Raw genomic sequence first — 17,414 nt, 5'->3', positions numbered from 1 at the left:
ACCGGCCCTGTGCGGCGGATTGTGGCGCGGAATGGGTCGTCGATGTCGGGAAGACGATCAATGACGTCGCCACCCGGACCCGCCGCTGGCCGGGCGCGTAACGCGGGCGGTCCTTGATCCGACTCCGGGATGTCACCGGCACCCGTGCCCGTGGTGGAGAGGGGATCTCGCGTGGTCGAGTTGGGGACGCCGCTGCGCTGGTGGTCGTCGGTGTCGGAGCGTGGGCGGTATGTCCACATGGTCGTGGTCGGGCCGCGAAAATCCGGCAAGTCCGCGTTCTTCGAACGCCTCGCCGAGCGCGGGGACGTCATCCTGTGGGACGTCCGGCGGGTCGCGCGGGCGCAGTCGACCCGGGCGGTGTGGGCCGATCTGTTCGCGGCACTGGGGATCGACGCGGCGGGGGAGCGGCCGATCGAGGACCTCGAAGATCACCTGGACACGCTCGCCCGGGGGCCGGTGCTGGTGGTCGACCACTGGGACGAGGCCGTCGACGGCCGGGAGCGGCAGGTGCCCGACCACTGCTACGAGGTGTTGGACGAGCTGAGCCGGTTCTGCCTCGGGCAGGCAATGACCCGGCCCGCGGGGGAGGCCTGCCTGGGCATCGCATTGCTGACCTCGCTCCCGGCACCGTCCGATCTGGAGTTCTTCACCCGGGCGGTGCACCGGACCACCTTCGAGCGGCTGTCCAAGCTGATCACCCGGCTGTTCGTCACCGAGCCGTTCCCGGCCCTGGACAAAGAGGACGGCGAGCGCCTGTTGGTCGCCGAGGGGGTGCCCGCGGCGTCGGCGGGCGAGGTCGCGGACGCGTGCGGTGGCTGGCTGTGGCTGCTGCTGGAGGCTGCTGACGCAGTGCGTGACCACGGTGCCTGGACGGCCGGGGCCGTCGAGCAGGTGCGGGACAGACGGTTGCCCGCGCTGCTGGACGCGAGTGTCGTGAAGTGGCTGGTGGAGCGGCCGCAGGTGGTGGGCCCGCCGATGGACTACCTGGCCCAGGAGTTGGCCGCGGGCAGGCTGCCCGCGGAACTGGGCGTGCCGCACGCGTTCGACGACCCCCGACGGGCTGCGCCGCTGATCCGGCAGTTGCTGACCAAGACGTTCCTCGTGGTCGACACGGAGAACATCTGGGCGCCGTTTCACCGGCACGCGGAGGTCGAACCGGAGAGATATCCGGACGGTGTGGAGAAGTCCGTGGGAGCCTGGGTCGGCGAATGGGTGCGCCGGTTGTGCAAGTACCACGATGTGGCCGTCGAGGACGTGTGGTTGATCGGGCGGTCGCCGGGGAAGATCGACGCCATTGTCGGGCCGGACACGCCGGGGGAGCGGTTCGGCTTGTCCAAGCCGTTGAAGGACAAGGCGAAAGGGCGGGACGGCAGTGACGACAACCTGTTGACCGCCAAGGTCACGCAGCAGGCCGTGCGCAATCCGTTCGCGTCGTTCGTCCTGGCAACCGAGGACGGCGACTCGTCCCATGTGCTGGAGATCATCGGATTGCTCGACCAGGTCGTCGTCTGCACGCCGTGGCGGTCCTCGAAGCGACTGCGGGAACTGATGGCCGACCCGGCGCGGCTGCGGGAGTTCACCTTTCCCAAGGGACGACCGCGCGAGGTGTCGAACGCCGAGATCGACGCGGCACGGGCCCGGCGGGCCGGGAGGGCGTGAGGTGACCGCCCAGGGGCGTATCGCGATGGTCCTACCCGGACGGATCTTCAGTGCCGTGCGGACGCCGACCGTCTCGATCGCCCAGGCCGTGGCTTTCGCGGTCGAGTGGCCGGGCGAGCGCCTGACGGTGATTGATGCCGCCCATCCCGCTCTGCGGGAGGTGTTTCCGGACGAGCAGCCTGTCGAGTCCGCTGTCGTGGTGGAGTGGATGAGCGGCCTGCCCCGGCTCGATGCGGTTCCTGGCCATTGGCAGGTGTCCTCGCCGGAGAGGACGCTCACCGAGCCGGTGCGTGGCGCGGACGAGCTGGCGTTGTGCCCGTATGATCCATTGTGGATGATTTCGGATCAGCCCGCGACGGTCGTGGTGGACATCGACGGACTGGTTGTGGACTACCACTGTGTCGGGTCCGAGACGGCTCGGGACGCGGTGCTCGATCTGCTGGAACTGTTGGTGCCGTTGACGAGGCAGTCCGCGCGGACCGTCGCGGCGGTGAACCGCCTGCTTGTCGGGCAGCCGATGTCCGTGCTCACGCCTGGCGTGGCGGGTTGCCTGCGCCGCACGATGCACCATAAGAAACCCATGGTCGCGGTGTCCCGCGATGACCGGGAGGCGGTGCTCTGGGACCGGCACGACGCGGGTGGTTTCGTGCACCTCGTGGACGCGTCGGCGCGCAGGCTCGCGCGAAGGGTCCACCAGCTGCCGAAGGGACCGGTGGTCATTCCCATCGGCAAGCTCCTACGGGTCGGTGCGGAGATCGTCGAGCCGATGCCGCCGGGTCCGCCGGAGGCTCTTGCCGCGCTCAAAGTGGACGGTGGTTGGTTCGCGGTGCCTGCCGCCATCGAACGGGATGGTCTGCGGTGGACGGTGACCGTCGATCGGGCCGCGCTGCCGGAAGTGCGGATCGAGCGGCTGGTGCTGCGGACCGCCGACCGAACGCTCGTCTGCGACGTCGCACGGAACTGCGACCTGGCCGACGCCATCACCTGGGTGCACAGGATGACCTCAGGCGAGGGCACGCCCAGGCAGGCAGGCAAGACCGCCGATCCGCCGAGCACTGATGCGGAGGTGACGAGCACTGCGGTTGCGCATGTTCGCAGGCCGGTGGTGGTGGACTCGCTGGAGACCGCGGTCGAACGGACCCGGACGCGCGCGGTGGAGTGGCTCGGCGAGCGCCGGGAGCCGGTGGACCGTGACGCGGTCGACCACGTCATGCGGGAGATGCTGCGCTCCCGTCCGGACACCGCCCACGAACCCGCGTTGGTCGAGGCGCTGAGCCGGGTCGGTGTGGAGGATCTTGAGGCGCGGCACTATGGCGCCCAGGCGGTGGCGTTGCTCGTCATCGAACGGGAGCTGGACCGGATGTTCACCGGCTCGAAGTCGTTCAGCATGCAGGTATTCGCCCGCGCGCTGACGGCGTATCTCGTCGCGGTGAACACCGCTTCCTACGAGACGTGGCCGTGGACATGGCAACGCATTGTTCGCTATGTCCGGGAATACGTGTTGATCAGACGGCTCGCGGCGAGTCGGGTGCAGGCGCTGAAGGCCAAGGAGATCGGCGGCGCCCAGGGAAAGCGGTGGAACGCGCTCGTGGGCCTGATCCCATGGGTCCGCTGGCTCGGCGCGGACAACCAGGACCCGCCCGCGGGCGTGCCGCTGGGGCCGACCGACTTGATCGACACCCTGGTGTTGCTCCGACCACGCCAGGTGCCGGTGGTGATCGGCCGGGAGCGCCGGTACTCGCCCGACACCGGGGTGCGGATCGAGCCGGTCCCGCGCCGGTTCTACCAGCTCTACTGCCAGGGCTCCGGCGTCAAGCGGGCCGAGATCGACGCCTTGGCCGACGCGTTGGGCACCCTGCTCAACGATCCCGCCCAGACCGCGCGTAGCGCGCAGGCCCTGACGTTGCCCGCCGCGCTCGCCGCGGAGATCCAGGACCGGATAGCTGTCGCGGTGGAGCGCCGGACGTCGCCCGACCAGGTGCTGGCGGTGCGGGTCGACGACACCCGGTCACCGCGCGCGGTGATGGTCAACCTGTCGGTGGACCATTCCCTGGAGCTGTACCTCAACGACGAGCACGTGCGGTTGCCGCCGTTCGCCGTCGAGCAGCAGGGCGCGTTCGGCTACTGCACCCGACCGCACCGGATCGACCCCGAGACTGCGGTCGTCGTGGGTTCCGCCCGCGTGTCGCTGGTGCGTGATCGCCCGCCGTTGGACGAGGCCGCGAACGTCACCCTGGCCGCCCTGCCCGAAGACCTGTTCCGCGGCCGCGACGAACAACTGGCCCGGCTGCGGCGGGCGATCGCGGGCACGGGCCCGCGCGCGGGCAGCCTGATCTACGGCACCCGACGAGCCGGGAAATCGGCGTTGGCGTATCGGGTGGCCCAGGACGACGGGTTGCGCGGATACCTCTGGATGGATCTCAGCAACGCATCGGAGTCGGCCAGGACCGATTTCGGGGTCTGGAACCAGGCGATATGCCGCCAACTGGCCAGGCAGGCTCGGAGACGTCTCGGCGTGTCCCTGGACACGACCGGCACCGACTTCATCGAGCTGCTGATGGACCTCGACGACCGGCTCGACGGCGGCGATCCCGTCGTCGTGGTCCTGGACGAGCTGGATATGTTGCTGCTCCCGCACCAGGGCAGCGCGGGCCGCCGGGCGGCAGGCAGGCTCGGTAACCTAGCGTGGCACAACCTGGTCCTGATCGGCACGGTCCAACGCTTCCACCGCTCGGTGCACGAGTTCAAGAACTGGTCCACCATCGAATGCCCCGCCGACCTGTCCTGGGCGGACGGCGCCACATACTTCTTCGGCCCCCTGTCCGACCGCGCCCCGGGCCCCCGCACCGAGTGGCTGCGCCGCGCGGGCGTCGGCCCGGAGGACTACGCCAACGAGATCGTGCCCCTGGTCGGCCTCCGCCCCTACTTCTGGGCCCAGCTCCGCGACAAACTCGAAGGCCACACCGCCGACTCCCGCCTGGTCGACAAACAGACCCTCCGCCCGCACCTGGCTTCCTTGATCACCGACGACCCGCACCTCAATGCCGTCATCGACCTGGGCGCCGACCTGGACCCCGACGAACAACGCCGCCGAGACCTCTTCAGCAACGACGAACGCCGCGTCCTGCACCGCTTCGCCGCGCTCGCACCGTCCAAATCGGACATCTCGCTCGCCGAAGCGACCGAGGCAGGCGGCGAACACGCCATCCGCGAACTCATCGACCGCGCCTACCTCGACCTCGTCGCCAACGGCACCCGACTGCACCCCGCCGTCCCGATCTACCAGCACTTCCTGCGCGCCAACGCCAATGCCCTACTCACCCTCATCAACCGACCCTGACCGCCCACCCGCCAACCGATCCTGCAGCGTCGCATGCCGAAACTGGTACACCGCCCCCACCGTGCGCAGCAGATGCCTGCGGCGCGCATCGCGCAGGAACCGGCCGAGCCGCAGCGGTATGCGGTAACGGACACAGAGGACCACCTGGGCGACCGCGGTGCGCCACGATGCCGAACTCATCAAGCCGATCGCCAGGCCGACCATCGTGCTGATCGACAACGTCACCGGCAGGCTGGTCGCCTGGTAGTGGGTCAGACCGACCGGCAGCCCACCCATCAGGCCACCCATGGAACCGAACGTGAGCCAGTACCGCAGGTCCCCGCGCCGGGAGTGACCGGGGTACGGAACTCGCGTCGGGCCGGACACGAGCGCCACGACGAAGGCGGTCGACGCGGCGAGACCGGCGAGCAGGCCGACGGTGAGTCCGCCGATCGCCGAGCCGACAAGGCACACCGCCGATCCGCCGACGAACCCGCCACTGGCCCCGCCCAACAGGCCGAGTGTGACGCCGTTGCCGATACCGGTGGCCGCGGGCAGGCTCCCACCGTCATACGCGGGCCCGCGCGCGGTGCGCAGGCCGGTCGCCAGGCCGACCGTCACACCGAAGACGAGCCCGCCTGCGACTCCGACCGCGGGACCCAGCAGCACGGCGGCGAACGCGGTGTTGACCAGGACGTGCACACTTCGGGGCGTCCAGGTGGGGACATCCCACCACGCCAGGTCGCGCGTGCCGCGTGAATGCAGCTGACGGGCGACGAAAGCGAGCGTGCGACGCGCGGTGGTCGGTGTGCAGGGCGGTCGGGGCAGTCCGGGTCGGACGGTGTAGGCGGCGTCGATGGCGCGGTCGAGCAGGTGATGCAGGACGTCCCGGGGCGTCGGGAAGCGCGCGGTGTCAAGGAGTTCGTCGGGTGCTTCGCGAGGCAGGTCGGTGGAGGTGTCGTAGGTGTCGCGCAGCAACGTGATGGTCAACGGCGTGCCCAGGGCCGCGTGCAGGGGCGTGTTCGCCGTGGACGACAGGGCGTCGAGGAGTCTTCGCCACTCGTGGGGTGGTGGATCGGGCAGGCTTTCCCGCAGGTAGGAGGCGGCCTCGCTGGTGCTGGGAGACTGGAGTTCGAGTGCTACCGCGCCGGTGAGGATCTGCCGCGCGGTGGTCTCGACGAGTTCGCTGGTGCGGGTGAGAAGTATCAGCCGACACCTTGCTTCCCTGGCCAGGGCACGCAGCGCTCCTGGGCGGTGCAGTGCGGGAATCTCGTCGAGCCCGTCCAGGATGACGCTGATCCGCCCGGTGTCGAGCAACACCGCCGCCTGCGCGCGTCCGCGCCGCCCCGGTGCCAACGGGTGCAGTCGCGCGACCGAGTCGACCAGCCAGTCCCGGACCGGGAGCTTGGCGGGATCCCAACCGTGCAGGGTGAACAGGACCGGGACCGGTATCCGGTGCCGCTGGGCGGGACCGGCGTGCTCGCGGTGCCGGAGGGCGTCGAGCAGCAGCAGGATCGCCGCCGAACTCTTGCCCGCCCCCGGCCCGCCCGCGACGATCAGCCGTCCGGACGGCAGCCCGGCGTAGATCCGGTACAGCTCGTCGCTGTACCCCTCGCACAACTGCTCCGGTTGGGTGCGCTCCACACCGGGAACCGGCGCCACGCCGACCCGGGTGCGCACGGCGGTGGCCGCCGCCACGGGACTGGCGACCGGCCCACCGCATCGAGTCCAGCGGATCGCCAGCGGCGCGGGTTCGAGCAGCTCACGCTCGGCCGCCGCCTCGATCCACTGCTGTCGGGTGAACGTGGCGAGCCGGTCGGCGATGTCGTCCGGACTCGCGGCCGCCCGCCCACGCCGACCGGCATGGACGGTCCGGGTGAGCGTGAGCACCAGGCTGACCGCCGCCAGGGCGAACTGGCCGAAGCTGCTTGCCCCGTCCCGCTGCTGCTCGGGGAGCAACGTCACCACGAACACCCACCAGCCGAGACCGACCGCCAGCGCGGCGGCACCAAGGAACATCGGCACCCGCATTGCCCGAATCCACCCCTAACGATCACTCGCCCGCCGCCCATTCCGACCACCGCCCGCGGCCGATTTCGACCACCCGCCCGCGGCCGACTTTGACCACCCGCCCGCGGCCGATTTCGACCACCCGCCCGCGGCCGACTTTGACCACCCGCCCGCGGCCGACTTTGACCACCCGCCCGCCGCCCAGGTCGACCGAGCATCAGCCGATTGTGGTGGTCGCGGACAGGGGGTGGTTGCCACTATGGCAATGGACCTAGTGCCCGAATAGAACACGGCCGGGTGCCTCTATGCGATCGACCGGTTGCGCGCTCCAAGGTCGCAATCGCCTACGGGAATTCTGCGGTCGAAAAGTCGGAACTGCTTGCGCGACAACCGATCGGTGGGCGTGCGAGTTCTGTCGCGAGTCGACCGGCGGCCTTCTGATCGCGGATTTCCGACTACGGGCAGGACGGAATAATTGTCGGCCGGCAACAGGAAAATGCAACGTTCAGTTCGTGGAATGGCGATCATTCGGCACGGTGCAGAACCGGTGCAAATGGTCCGGAATCCACATCGCAATGTTGTCCGCGGTGGTCGGCTTGGGCGCAGGTGACCTGCCCGTGGTCGCCGAGGTCTATGCGAGCGGTTCGCGGCAGGCTTCGTCGCGGCCTGGACCAAGGTCATGGACCGCCACGACCTGGTCTGCCCCGTCCACAGCAGACCGGTGCGGAGTAGGGAAGTCTGGCGATGGCGGATCAGTGCGCCGGACGAGGGGAGTGGCAGTGGACGCGGTGGTGGTCGGCAGCGGTCCGAACGGGTTGGTGGCGGCCAATGTCCTGGCCGACGCGGGCTGGGAGGTGCTGGTGCTGGAGGCCGCCGCCGAACCCGGCGGCGCCGTGCGCACCGCCGAGCTGACCGTGCCCGGCTTCCGGCACGACCTGTTCAGCGCGTTCCACCCGCTGGCCGCGGCGTCCCCGGTGCTGAACGAACTGGAGTTGGCCGAGTGGGGACTGCGCTGGCGGCACGCCCCGGCCGTGCTCGCCCACGTGCTGCCCGACGACCGGGCGGTGCTGCTCGACCGTGACGTCGACCGCACGGCCGAGTCGGTCGAGCGCTTCGCCCCCGGTGACGGCGACGCCTGGCGCGCCGAGTACGCGCGCTACCGGCTCGTCCGCGAGGACCTGCTGGCCGCGCTGCTGCGACCGTTCCCGCCGGTCCGCGCGGGCCTGGGGCTGCTGCGCACGCTCGGCGTCGGGGACGCGTTGCGCGCGGCCCGGCTGGCGACCGTGCCTGTGCGCCGCTTCTGTGCGGAGCGGTTCGACGGCGAAGGCGCGCGGGTGCTGTTCGCGGGCAACGCGATGCACACCGACCTGGGCCCCAACCAGGCGGGCAGCGCCGTGTTCGGCTGGCTGCTGGCGATGTTGGCCCAGGACGTCGGCTTCCCCGTGCCCGAGGGCGGCGCGAGCGTCCTCACCGAGGCCCTGGTCGCCCGCCTGCGGGCCCGGGGCGGCCGGGTCGAGTGCAACCGGCGGGTGACGAAGATCCTGACGGCGCGGGGGAGGGCCCTGGGTGTGCGCACCCCGGACGGCGACGTCCGAGCCACCCGCGCCGTGCTCGCCGACGTTCCCGCCACGGCCCTGTACCTGGACCTGGTCGGCGCGGACCTGCTCCCTGACACGCTGGTCGCTGACCTGCGCCGGTTCGACTGGGACGACGCCACCATCAAGATCGACTGGGCGCTGGACCGCCCCATTCCCTGGACCGCCCCGGAGGCCCGCCGCGCGGGCACGGTGCACCTCGGCGTGGACGAGGACGGCCTCGTCGTCGCCGACGCCGACCTGGGCCGCGGCCGGGTGCCGGAACACCCGTTCCTGCTGCTGGGCCAGATGACCACGGCCGACCCCACCCGCTCGCCCGCGGGCACGGAGTCCGCGTGGCTGTACTCGCACGTCCCCCGTGGCGGCGACTGGTCGGGGGAGCGGCTACGTGAGTGGGCGGCGAAGGTCGAGGGGATCGTCGAACGCCACGCCCCCGGTTTCCGGGAGAGCGTGGTCGGTCGGGTCGTCTCCGGCCCGGCGGACCTGCAACGGGCCAACCTCTCCCTGGTCGACGGCGCGATCAACGCGGGCACGGCGGGCATCCACCAGCAGCTGATCTTCCGGCCGACACCCGGCCTGGCCCGCGCGGACACTGTCGTGGAACGTCTTTTCCTCGCGGGCGCGTCAGCCCACCCGGGCGGTGGTGTCCATGGGGGTGCCGGGGCCAACGCGGCGAGGGCGGCACTGGCGGCGAACGGCTGGTACGGGGCGGGGTACCGGCGTGCCATGCGGGGCGTGCACGGGTTGCTGCACCGCTGAAGGTCTCGGCCTCGCCCCGCGCACGCCCAGCGGGCGAATGCTGCTCGACAGGCCATGCCGATCGCCGCACTCGATGGAGTGGTCTCATTTCGCCGCCGACCGGCTACGGTAGTCGCGTCAATGATTCCGATGTCGGTGATCGTGGCCGTTGTCGCGTCATTCGTGGGAGTTCTTGGCGACATTCGGTGGATATGCGCGTGATCATCGGCGGCGTAGCGTGCGGGTCATGGGAATCGCTCGCGCAATGCGTTTGGCAACGGTTTCGGCGGCCGCTGCGGCGACCGCGTTCACCCTGGCCGGTCCGGTCGCGTCGACGGCTCAGGCGAATGCCGTGTATCCGGCCGACTGCACCGTCACGAACGGTACTCCGCCGCCGACCAGGAACATGACCTGCACGGCCCGGCCTGCCGGGCAGAGTTGGCAGATCATGTTGAACTGCACGATCGGTCAGTCGGACCGGGATGTCGCGGGCACCGTCGTGACCGGTAACGGCACGTCGGTCGGGCACTGCTCACCCAACACCCGGTCGGTGTACGTCTGGTTCCACACGGTTTGACGCGCCCGCGGTGCGCGTGCTCGATCAGCCGTCGGCGAGCACCGCTCACACACCGGGTGCCCACGACCGCGAGCAAGTCGTGGGCACCCGGACCGCGGCTGGTTCAGTGTCGGTGCAGACCGGCGGACAACGCTCGGATCAATTCGCCCTGCGGGGTGTCGCCGTCGAGTGACCAGATCATCGCGCCGCCGAGTTTGCGGTCTCGGATGAAACGGCCCTTACGAGCGAGTTCGGTGGGGTCGTCGTAGGTCCAGAACGTGGTGCCGTCGAACAACCAGGCGTGGCCCGCCTTGTCGTCGCGGTGCAGGGTGTACTTCCCGCCCGCCAGCAGGCCCTTGAGGACGCGATAGTCGTCGTAGCCTGCTTCGTAGGTGGCGGGCGCGGGGCCGGTGGACTGCTGGAACAGGCCGTTCTCCCGATCGGGCAGGCCGGTCCAGCCGCGACCGTAGTAGGGGACGCCGAGGGTGATCTTGTCCCGGGGAGCACCGCGTTGCAGGTGGGCGTCGACGACGATCTCGCCGCTGTCCTTGGGCGTGGTCGGGTCGCCGTCGGGTACGCGCAGGGCGGACTGCTGGTTGGCGGTCTTCTCCCAGGCGCCGTGGTAGTCGTAGCCTTGGACGGTGGCGAAGGTCAGCAGCCGGTAGACCTCGGGGAGCTCGTAGCCGCGGTCCATCGCCTCGCGGTTGGCGGGCAGGAACGCGGTGAGGTCGTAGGTCCGGTGGTCGGCGCGGCCCTGCTTGTCGAGCTGGCGGCGGTACTCGCGCAGGAGTTCGGTGAAGTTCTGCTTGTCCTCGGGCCGCACGACATTGCCCGCGTTGCCCTCGGTCGCGGGCCACTCCCAGTCCAGGTCGATGCCGTCGAACACACCCTTGCCCGCGCCCGCGGGTGCACCGGGAAGGTTGCCCTTGAGCCACAGATCGATGCAGGACTTCACGTGCGCGGCCCGGGACTGCGGCGTCAGCGCGGCATTGGAGAAGTAGGCGGAGCCGATCCAGCCGCCGAGCGAGATGTAGACGCGCAGCTTCGGGAACTTCTGCTTGAGCTGCCTGAGCTGGTTGAGATTGCCCGCGAGCGCCTGACCGGGCCGGTCGGCCTTGCCGTTGACGGACTGCTCGGCCGGGATCGACCGCCGGTAGTCGGCATCGGGGTCGGAACTGACACAGCCGCCACGTTCGTCGAGCAGCCCGAAAGCGTAGTCGAGGTGGGTCAGCCGCGCCGCCGTCCCGTTGTCCACGAGATAGCGGACCGGAATCCCTCGATCCTGGTGACTCCACTGCGTGTAGTACCCGACCGTCCGGACCCCGTGATCACCACCATGCGCCTGAGCGGGTGACCCGACCACCGATAATCCGACCGCCATGGCGCCCGCCGCGACCACGGCGCCCCACCTCTTCCCGGACATGGCCCTCCTCCAACCCGAGTTATGGTCCAGACCAATCTAGGCGAGCGGCCTACGCGGCGATACGCCCGAACGGGGGCGAACCGGACGCCCTCCGGTCGCCTGCGAGTGGCTGGCCGTTCGAGTTGCGCGCCCGCCCGCCAATGGGCCAAGGTCGGCAGCAGCCGTCACCCCACGACTCGGTGGAAGAGGTTTCCCGCTCGACGTCGCGGTAATCCTGCTCGCACCGCACGACGACAGGGAGGGCCATCCGTGGACCATGAAGGTGTCTTCCCAGGCCGCGGCCCCGGCTCCTGGCTGCACACTCGTGCGTTCCGCCCGCGACAGGGCTGCCTGGTGCTGGCCGTCAGCGGCGAGATCGACGGTGTGTCGTTCCCCGAGTTCGAGAAACGCTTGTTCACCGTCATCCGCGCGTGGCGGGTCAGCCGCGTGGTGGTGGACCTGACCTATGCGCGGTTCATGTCCGTGCAGGGTATGAACCTGTTGCGCGAAGTCGCCGACGGCAGGCTGTGTGTCGTCCTGCGGGACAACCATGTCCGTCGCCTGGCGCGGGCGGCGGGCTTGACCGACCGGGCCCGCGAGTACCGCGATCCGTCGATGGCGGTGTGGCACGGGCAGCCCATGGAGTCCACGAACCGCGGTCACACATTCCTGCTCCGCGCCCTCGATGACATCGACAGGTCGCTGGACGCGCTCACCAGGCCGACCGCGGCAGACCTGGCACGCGTGGTGTCGATGGTCGAGCTCGCCCTGGTCGGCGCGACCGCGATGAACACGCCGTCGGTCTTCGGGCATCCGCTGAACCGGGAGATACAGGCCGGGCTCGGCCTGCTCACCCGAGGCCACTTCACGGCAGCGAGGACGGTTTTCGCGGCGGCGAGGGAGGCCGACGTCTCGGCCTCCCTGCACTGAGCCGGATGGAACCCGGCGTTGTTCAGCCCCCGAGGGTAGCGACGCCGAAGTCGTCGTCAGGGCAGCCTGCACGGCGTCGGCTCTCAGCTGATCGGCGCCGCCACCCCGTGCCGAACCGACACCGGATGTCGCCGACGCGCGTCGAAGCCCCACGAATGGGTGACCCCGACGACGTCGCCCTCGGCATCCCGGCGGGGAGACGGTGAAGTCGATGAAGGTCTCGACCGGGCCCAGCTCGTCGTGGTCGTAGTGCGCCCGCAGCTCGCGCACCGAGGCGGGTTCGCCGGTGCGGTAGGTGCGCTCGAAGATCTGGAAGATCTGCTGCTCGACGATCCCGCCGAACACCGACATGGCGGATTGGGCGCTTGCCTGCGGGCGGCACGCGGAACTGTTGCCGTTGCTGGCAGCACGGGTCGAGGCCGATCCGTTGGACGAACGCGTTCGGGCACGTGCGGGTGCCGAAGTGGACACCGGTGGCCTGGTAGGTGTCATTCGTTGTGCAGCACCGCCGCGATCGGCAGGCGTGCCGCGCGGCCCGCGGGCAGGAGTGCGCCGAGCACGGCGATGACGATCCCGGCCAGTCCGAGCAGTACCAGCGTCGGCGCGTGGTAGACGTCGATCACGAATCCGAAGACGTCCGACTGCGCGGCGCGCATCATGGCCGGGCCCACCAGTCGGTGCGCGAGGTACCCGAGTGGCACTCCGAGTAGCCCGCCGACCACGCCCAGCGCGCCGACCGAGGTGATCATCATGGCCGTCACCTGGCGTGGCGTCATCCCGATCGCCTTGAGCATGCCCAGGTCACGGCGGCGTTCGTGGGTGTGGAGCACCACCGTGTTGAACACCCCGAGCGCCGAGACGAGCGCGAGCACGAGGGTGAGGAGCGAGGCGCTGCCGACGAGGACCACCGCCTGCGACGACGTCCCGTCCCGCACGGGAAGGGCTTCCAACCCGGGATCCCGCGCGTGCACGGCACTCACGAACGCCTCGCGCGTGGTGCCCGGCGCCAGCTGCACGGTGTAGCTCTCCGCGCGGCTGCCGGGCGCGAGCACGTCGAGGGTCGACCAGCCGGTGAAGATCGTGTCCGCGTTGTTGGTCAGCGTGACCCCGACGAACGTGACCTGCGTGCGGTTCCCGCCCAGCTCCAGGGTGATCGTGTCGCCGAGCGCGAGTCCACGCCGGTTGAGGAAGCGGGACGGCGCGACCGCTTCTCCCGGGCCCGCCTGTCTGCCTTCGGCGATCCCAGGGCCGAGCGCCGCGGAGTCCCCGCGCGAGAAGACGACCGACGGCTTCTCCTGGCTGCCCAGCAGGTGGACCGTGCGCTCGGCCGAGGCGAGCACGTGCACGGAACCGGGCAGGGACCGCAGCGCCGCCTCATCGCCCGCGTCGGTGAGGGTCGGGGCCGGGTGCGGGCCGGGTGCGTCGGCGGGCAGGCTCAGGTCGCCGCGCAGGCCGCCCAGGAACTCGACCCGATCGGGGTGCACGGGCCGCACAGCGTCGTTGTACGCGTTCACCGAGAGCGTCACGCCGATCGACAGCGTCACCGTCATCACTCCGAGCACGATCGCCGCGAGGGTCAACATGCTGCGGGCCGGGCGGGCGAAGGGCATGCCTAGTCCGAGGCTGACCGAACGCGGCAGTCGCGCGCTCGCGAGCCTGCGCTGGATGACGACCGCGCGTCCGGAACGAGGTCCACTTCCTGCGGTGATCGCCGCGGTCGCGGGCAGGCGGCGCGCCCGCAGCGCGGACACGAAAGCCGCCAGCGCGACGACGAGCGGCAGCCCGACCAGCGCGGCGACATCGACCCACGCGTCGATCCCCGAGGCACCGACCCCGAACGCGTCCGCGAGCACCGGACGGGCGACCAGGTTGCCGCCGATCGTGCCGACCACGCACCCGACCGCCGCGGGCGCGAGCACCATCAGCAGGTACACCGCCATCACCTGGTTCGGGGTGAACCCCAGCGACTTGAGCACCCCGATCGTGCGGACCCCGGACACCACCGCGCCGCTCACCACGTTGGCGACGATCAGTACCGCCACCGCGAGGCCGAGGAACCCGAACGGGACCAGGAACGGCACGTAGACGCCGATGTCCGCGTCGAACCTCTCCTCGACGGTCAGGTACGACTGCTCGCCGAGCACGGCGGCCGCGGGCACCCCGGCCGTCACGGCGGCCCGGCCCGCGTCGACCTCCGCCCCGGTGCCCGCGGTGGTGAAGCGGTAGAGCACCTGCGCCGTGGTCGGGTGCAGGGCCGCCAGCTGGACCGGGGTGACCCACGCGTCGGCGGAGGCGCTCACCGAGTAGGCGAACCCGACGACGGTGAGCACGGGCTCGCCCGGGATCTCGATCCGCGAGCCGAGCGGCACCGGGTCGTCGGAGCCCTGCCGGACGTTCAGCACGATCTCGCCGGGCGCGGCGGCCCAGCGACCCGACCACAGGTCGAGGCGGTCCACCGGCCCCGCCGGATCCGCCCGCCCGACCGTGGTGAGGCTGCCGACCCGGGCCGCGGTGCTGCGCGCGGTGTCCAGCGTGACCTCTCCGAACGGCCCGGCAGCTGCCTCGACACCCGGCCGCGTGGCCGTCGCGGCCAGCTGTTCATCCGAGACCCGGGTGGTGTCGTAGGCGATGACGAGGTGCGCGCCGTTCTGCTCCGCGTGCGCGCGCTGGAACGGCCCCGACGCCGACACCAGCAGGCCGAGCGCGAGCACGCTCGTACCGGTCGAGACCGCGACCACGAGCGCGATCACGGCTGTCTGCACCCGCCGCCGCCCCATCGCGGAGCGCGCGACCCGCCACACGGCGCTCACGGGGTGTGCTCCAGGTCCGATGTGCTCGCGATCCGGCCGTCGACGACGTGGATCACCCGCGTGGCGCACTGCTTGGCGAGCCGTTCATCGTGCGTGACCAGCAGGAGCGTCTGCCCTATCTGGTTGAGGTCGAGCAGCAGATCCATCACCTGCTCGCCGGAACGGCTGTCCAGCGCGCCTGTCGGTTCGTCGGCCAGCAGCAGCGCGGGCCGGTTCATCAGCGCGCGCGCCACCGCCACCCGCTGGCGTTCGCCCCCACTGAGCTGAGCGGGGTGGAGGTTCCGCCGTCCGGCGATGCCGAGCTCGTCGAGCAGTTCCAGCGCGCGCGTGCGGGCCTTCGCGGCCGACGTCCCGGTCAGCTGCGCGGCGAGCGCGACGTTGTCGAGCGCCGACAGGTCGTCGAGCAGGTTGAAGAACTGGAAGATCATGCCGACGCGCCTGCGCCGGAACAGCGCCAGCCCCTTCTCGGTCAGGTCGCCGAGGTCCTCGCCGTTGACCACAATGGACCCGGAGGTGGGGCGGTCCAGCCCGGCCACCAGGTTCAGCAGGGTCGACTTGCCGCTGCCCGACGGGCCCATCACGGCGACCGCCTCACCGGCGGCGATCCCCAGCGAGACCCCGTCGAGTGCCACGGAATCGCTGTACTCCTTGCGCACAGCTGTCAGCTGCACCACGGAGTTGTCGTCATTGGTCACCACACGATCCTGGAACAGTCCCGCCGCCGGGGCATCAGACCAGGGTGGTAACCGCGCGGCGCGGTCATACCAGCGATGTAGCCGCAGGGTTGATGCGGACCACGTGACGGCCTGGAAGAGTCCCGGGGGTGTGGGAACTCTGTGTCGCGTCAGCGGCGTGCCTGGTCGCGGCGGTGCTCGCCGTCCGGCTGGTACGCGCCCAACGCGCGGCCGCCCGCGCGCTGGCCGAGCGTGGGTGGTTGCTGGAGCGGGAACGGGAGAGCGCCGCTCGGCAGGCCGTCGACGCCGAACGCGCGCGGATCGCCCGCGAGCTGCACGACATCGTGAGCCACAACGTGAGTGTGATGCTGGTGCAGGCAGGCGCCGCGCGGCTGATAGTGGAGACCGAGCCCACCCAGGCCGCCGAGGCGCTGCGCGAGGTGGAGACTGCGGGACGCGACACGATGACGGAGCTGCGCAACCTGCTGGGCCTGCTCGCGCCGCCCGCCGACGGTTCGGAGCCGGACGGCCTCGCACCCCAGCCCGGCCTCGCGCGGCTGAGCCCGCTGATCGACCGCATCGCGTTCGCCGGACTGCCGGTCGAGGTACTCGTCTCCGGCGACCCGCGACCACTGCCGTCCGGAGTGGACCTGACGGCCTACCGGATAATCCAGGAGGCCCTGACCAACGCCCTCCGGCACGGTAATGGCGGGAAGGCGGAGGTGACCGTGCGCTACACCGACCACTACCTGCGGGTCGAGGTGGTGAACACCGGCCCGAGCGTGCTGACCGGCGGGCCGAGCACCACGCAGACCCACCGCGAGGGCCGCGGCCTGCTCGGCCTGCGCGAACGCGTCGCGGCCTTCGGCGGCGACCTCGACGCCCGCCGCCGCCTCGGCGGCGGTTTCCGCGTGCGGGCCCGGATCCCGCTGGAACGCCCATGACCGCCCCACGCGTCGTCATCGCGGACGACCAGGCACTCGTGCGCACGGGCTTCCGCATGATCCTCACCGCAGGCGGCATCGACGTCGTCGGCGAGGCAGCCGACGGCACCGCCGCGGTCGACCTGGTCCGACGCCTGCACCCGGACGTGGTGCTGATGGACATCCGCATGCCCACCATGGACGGCCTCGAAGCCACCCGCCGCGTCCTGGCCGCCGAACCACGGTGCAAGGTGCTGATCCTGACGACCTTCGACCTCGACAACTACGTATATTCGGCACTGTCCGCAGGCGCGAGCGGCTTCCTGCTGAAGGACGTCACCCCGGAACACCTGGTCGCCGCCGTCCACCTCGTCGACACCGGCGACGCCCTCCTGGCCCCTTCCATCACCCGCCGCCTGGTGGAACGCTTCGCGCCGACCTCCACACCCCCGGCACCCCACCGCGACCTGAGCACCCTGACCCCACGCGAACTCGAAGTCCTGACCCTGCTGGGCCGCGGCCGCTCCAACACCGAACTCGCCACCGACCTGACCCTCAGCGAGGCGACAATCAAAACCCACGTCGCCCGCATCTTCGCCAAACTATCCCTACGCGACCGAGCCCAAGCAGTGATCCTGGCCTACGAAACAGGCCTGATCACCCCCGGCGACCCGCCACGCTCCGAATAGTCGGCGGTACCGGTTAGTGGTGCGACCCAGAACGTCGACCGCGTCTCGACCCGCCCACGACGTGCCTGACGGCACCGCCGAAACGACCAAGTACATCCAGTACGAGGCC

11 protein-coding genes are annotated in these 17,414 nt (G+C 70.7%); 7 read left to right on the top strand and 4 right to left on the bottom strand.

Features of this window, described 5'->3' with window-relative positions; genetic code table 11:
- Nucleotides 1-171: 171 nt before the first annotated feature.
- Nucleotides 172-1,659, top strand: a complete 1,488-nt coding sequence (locus tag C503_RS0135185; protein WP_018686914.1) for an ATP-binding protein — start codon at nt 172-174, stop codon at nt 1,657-1,659.
- A 55-nt stretch (nt 1,660-1,714) separates the two neighbouring features.
- On the top strand, nt 1,715-4,999 hold the full coding sequence (locus C503_RS0135180) for a hypothetical protein (RefSeq protein ID WP_156893733.1): 3,285 nt from the start codon (nt 1,715-1,717) through the stop codon (nt 4,997-4,999).
- Here the strand turns inward: C503_RS0135180 and C503_RS0135175 are convergent.
- The gene (locus tag C503_RS0135175; RefSeq protein ID WP_018686912.1) at nt 4,973-7,009 is read right to left on the bottom strand and encodes an NACHT domain-containing protein; all 2,037 of its coding nucleotides are present in this window, start codon (nt 7,007-7,009) and stop codon (nt 4,973-4,975) included. The two genes, C503_RS0135180 and C503_RS0135175, sit on opposite strands and share 27 nt — an antisense overlap.
- A 752-nt stretch (nt 7,010-7,761) precedes the next feature.
- On the opposite strand from C503_RS0135175, the gene C503_RS0135165 reads away from it, so the two are divergent.
- On the top strand, nt 7,762-9,342 hold the full coding sequence (locus C503_RS0135165; protein ID WP_026317019.1) for a phytoene desaturase family protein: 1,581 nt from the start codon (nt 7,762-7,764) through the stop codon (nt 9,340-9,342).
- Nucleotides 9,343-9,568: 226 nt separating this feature from the next.
- Nucleotides 9,569-9,898, top strand: a complete 330-nt coding sequence (locus C503_RS0135160) for a hypothetical protein (RefSeq protein ID WP_156893732.1) — start codon at nt 9,569-9,571, stop codon at nt 9,896-9,898.
- A gap of 103 nt (nt 9,899-10,001) precedes the next feature.
- Here the strand turns inward: C503_RS0135160 and C503_RS0135155 are convergent, their stop codons facing one another.
- Nucleotides 10,002-11,300, bottom strand: coding sequence for a glycoside hydrolase family 18 protein (locus C503_RS0135155; RefSeq protein WP_026317018.1), 1,299 nt, complete (start codon nt 11,298-11,300; stop codon nt 10,002-10,004).
- A gap of 249 nt (nt 11,301-11,549) precedes the next feature.
- Here C503_RS0135155 and C503_RS0135150 point away from each other — a divergent pair, with 249 nt between their 5' ends.
- Nucleotides 11,550-12,209, top strand: a complete 660-nt coding sequence (locus C503_RS0135150) for an STAS domain-containing protein (protein ID WP_018686907.1) — start codon at nt 11,550-11,552, stop codon at nt 12,207-12,209.
- A gap of 488 nt (nt 12,210-12,697) precedes the next feature.
- Here the strand turns inward: C503_RS0135150 and C503_RS0135145 are convergent, their stop codons facing one another.
- Both C503_RS0135145 and C503_RS0135140 read right to left on the bottom strand, forming a co-directional pair.
- Nucleotides 12,698-15,019, bottom strand: a complete 2,322-nt coding sequence (locus C503_RS0135145; RefSeq protein ID WP_018686906.1) for an ABC transporter permease — start codon at nt 15,017-15,019, stop codon at nt 12,698-12,700.
- Nucleotides 15,016-15,714, bottom strand: a complete 699-nt coding sequence (locus C503_RS0135140; RefSeq protein ID WP_245572666.1) for an ABC transporter ATP-binding protein — start codon at nt 15,712-15,714, stop codon at nt 15,016-15,018. Before C503_RS0135140 ends, C503_RS0135145 begins: the two co-directional genes overlap by 4 nt.
- 128 nt (nt 15,715-15,842) lie before the next feature.
- Between C503_RS0135140 and C503_RS0135135 the strand changes: the two genes are divergently transcribed.
- Together C503_RS0135135 and C503_RS0135130 are read left to right on the top strand one after the other, a co-directional pair.
- Nucleotides 15,843-16,637, top strand: a complete 795-nt coding sequence (locus tag C503_RS0135135) for a sensor histidine kinase (RefSeq protein ID WP_018686904.1) — start codon at nt 15,843-15,845, stop codon at nt 16,635-16,637.
- Entirely contained in the window at nt 16,634-17,305 is a 672-nt protein-coding gene (locus C503_RS0135130) for a response regulator transcription factor (RefSeq protein WP_018686903.1), read from the top strand. The genes C503_RS0135135 and C503_RS0135130 overlap by 4 nt, the downstream gene beginning before the upstream one ends.
- Nucleotides 17,306-17,414 lie beyond the last annotated feature (109 nt).

It is taken from the genome of Actinokineospora enzanensis DSM 44649 (genome assembly GCF_000374445.1).
Lineage (GTDB): Bacteria > Actinomycetota > Actinomycetes > Mycobacteriales > Pseudonocardiaceae > Actinokineospora > Actinokineospora enzanensis.
This window is presented reverse-complemented; position numbering and strand designations above follow the sequence as displayed.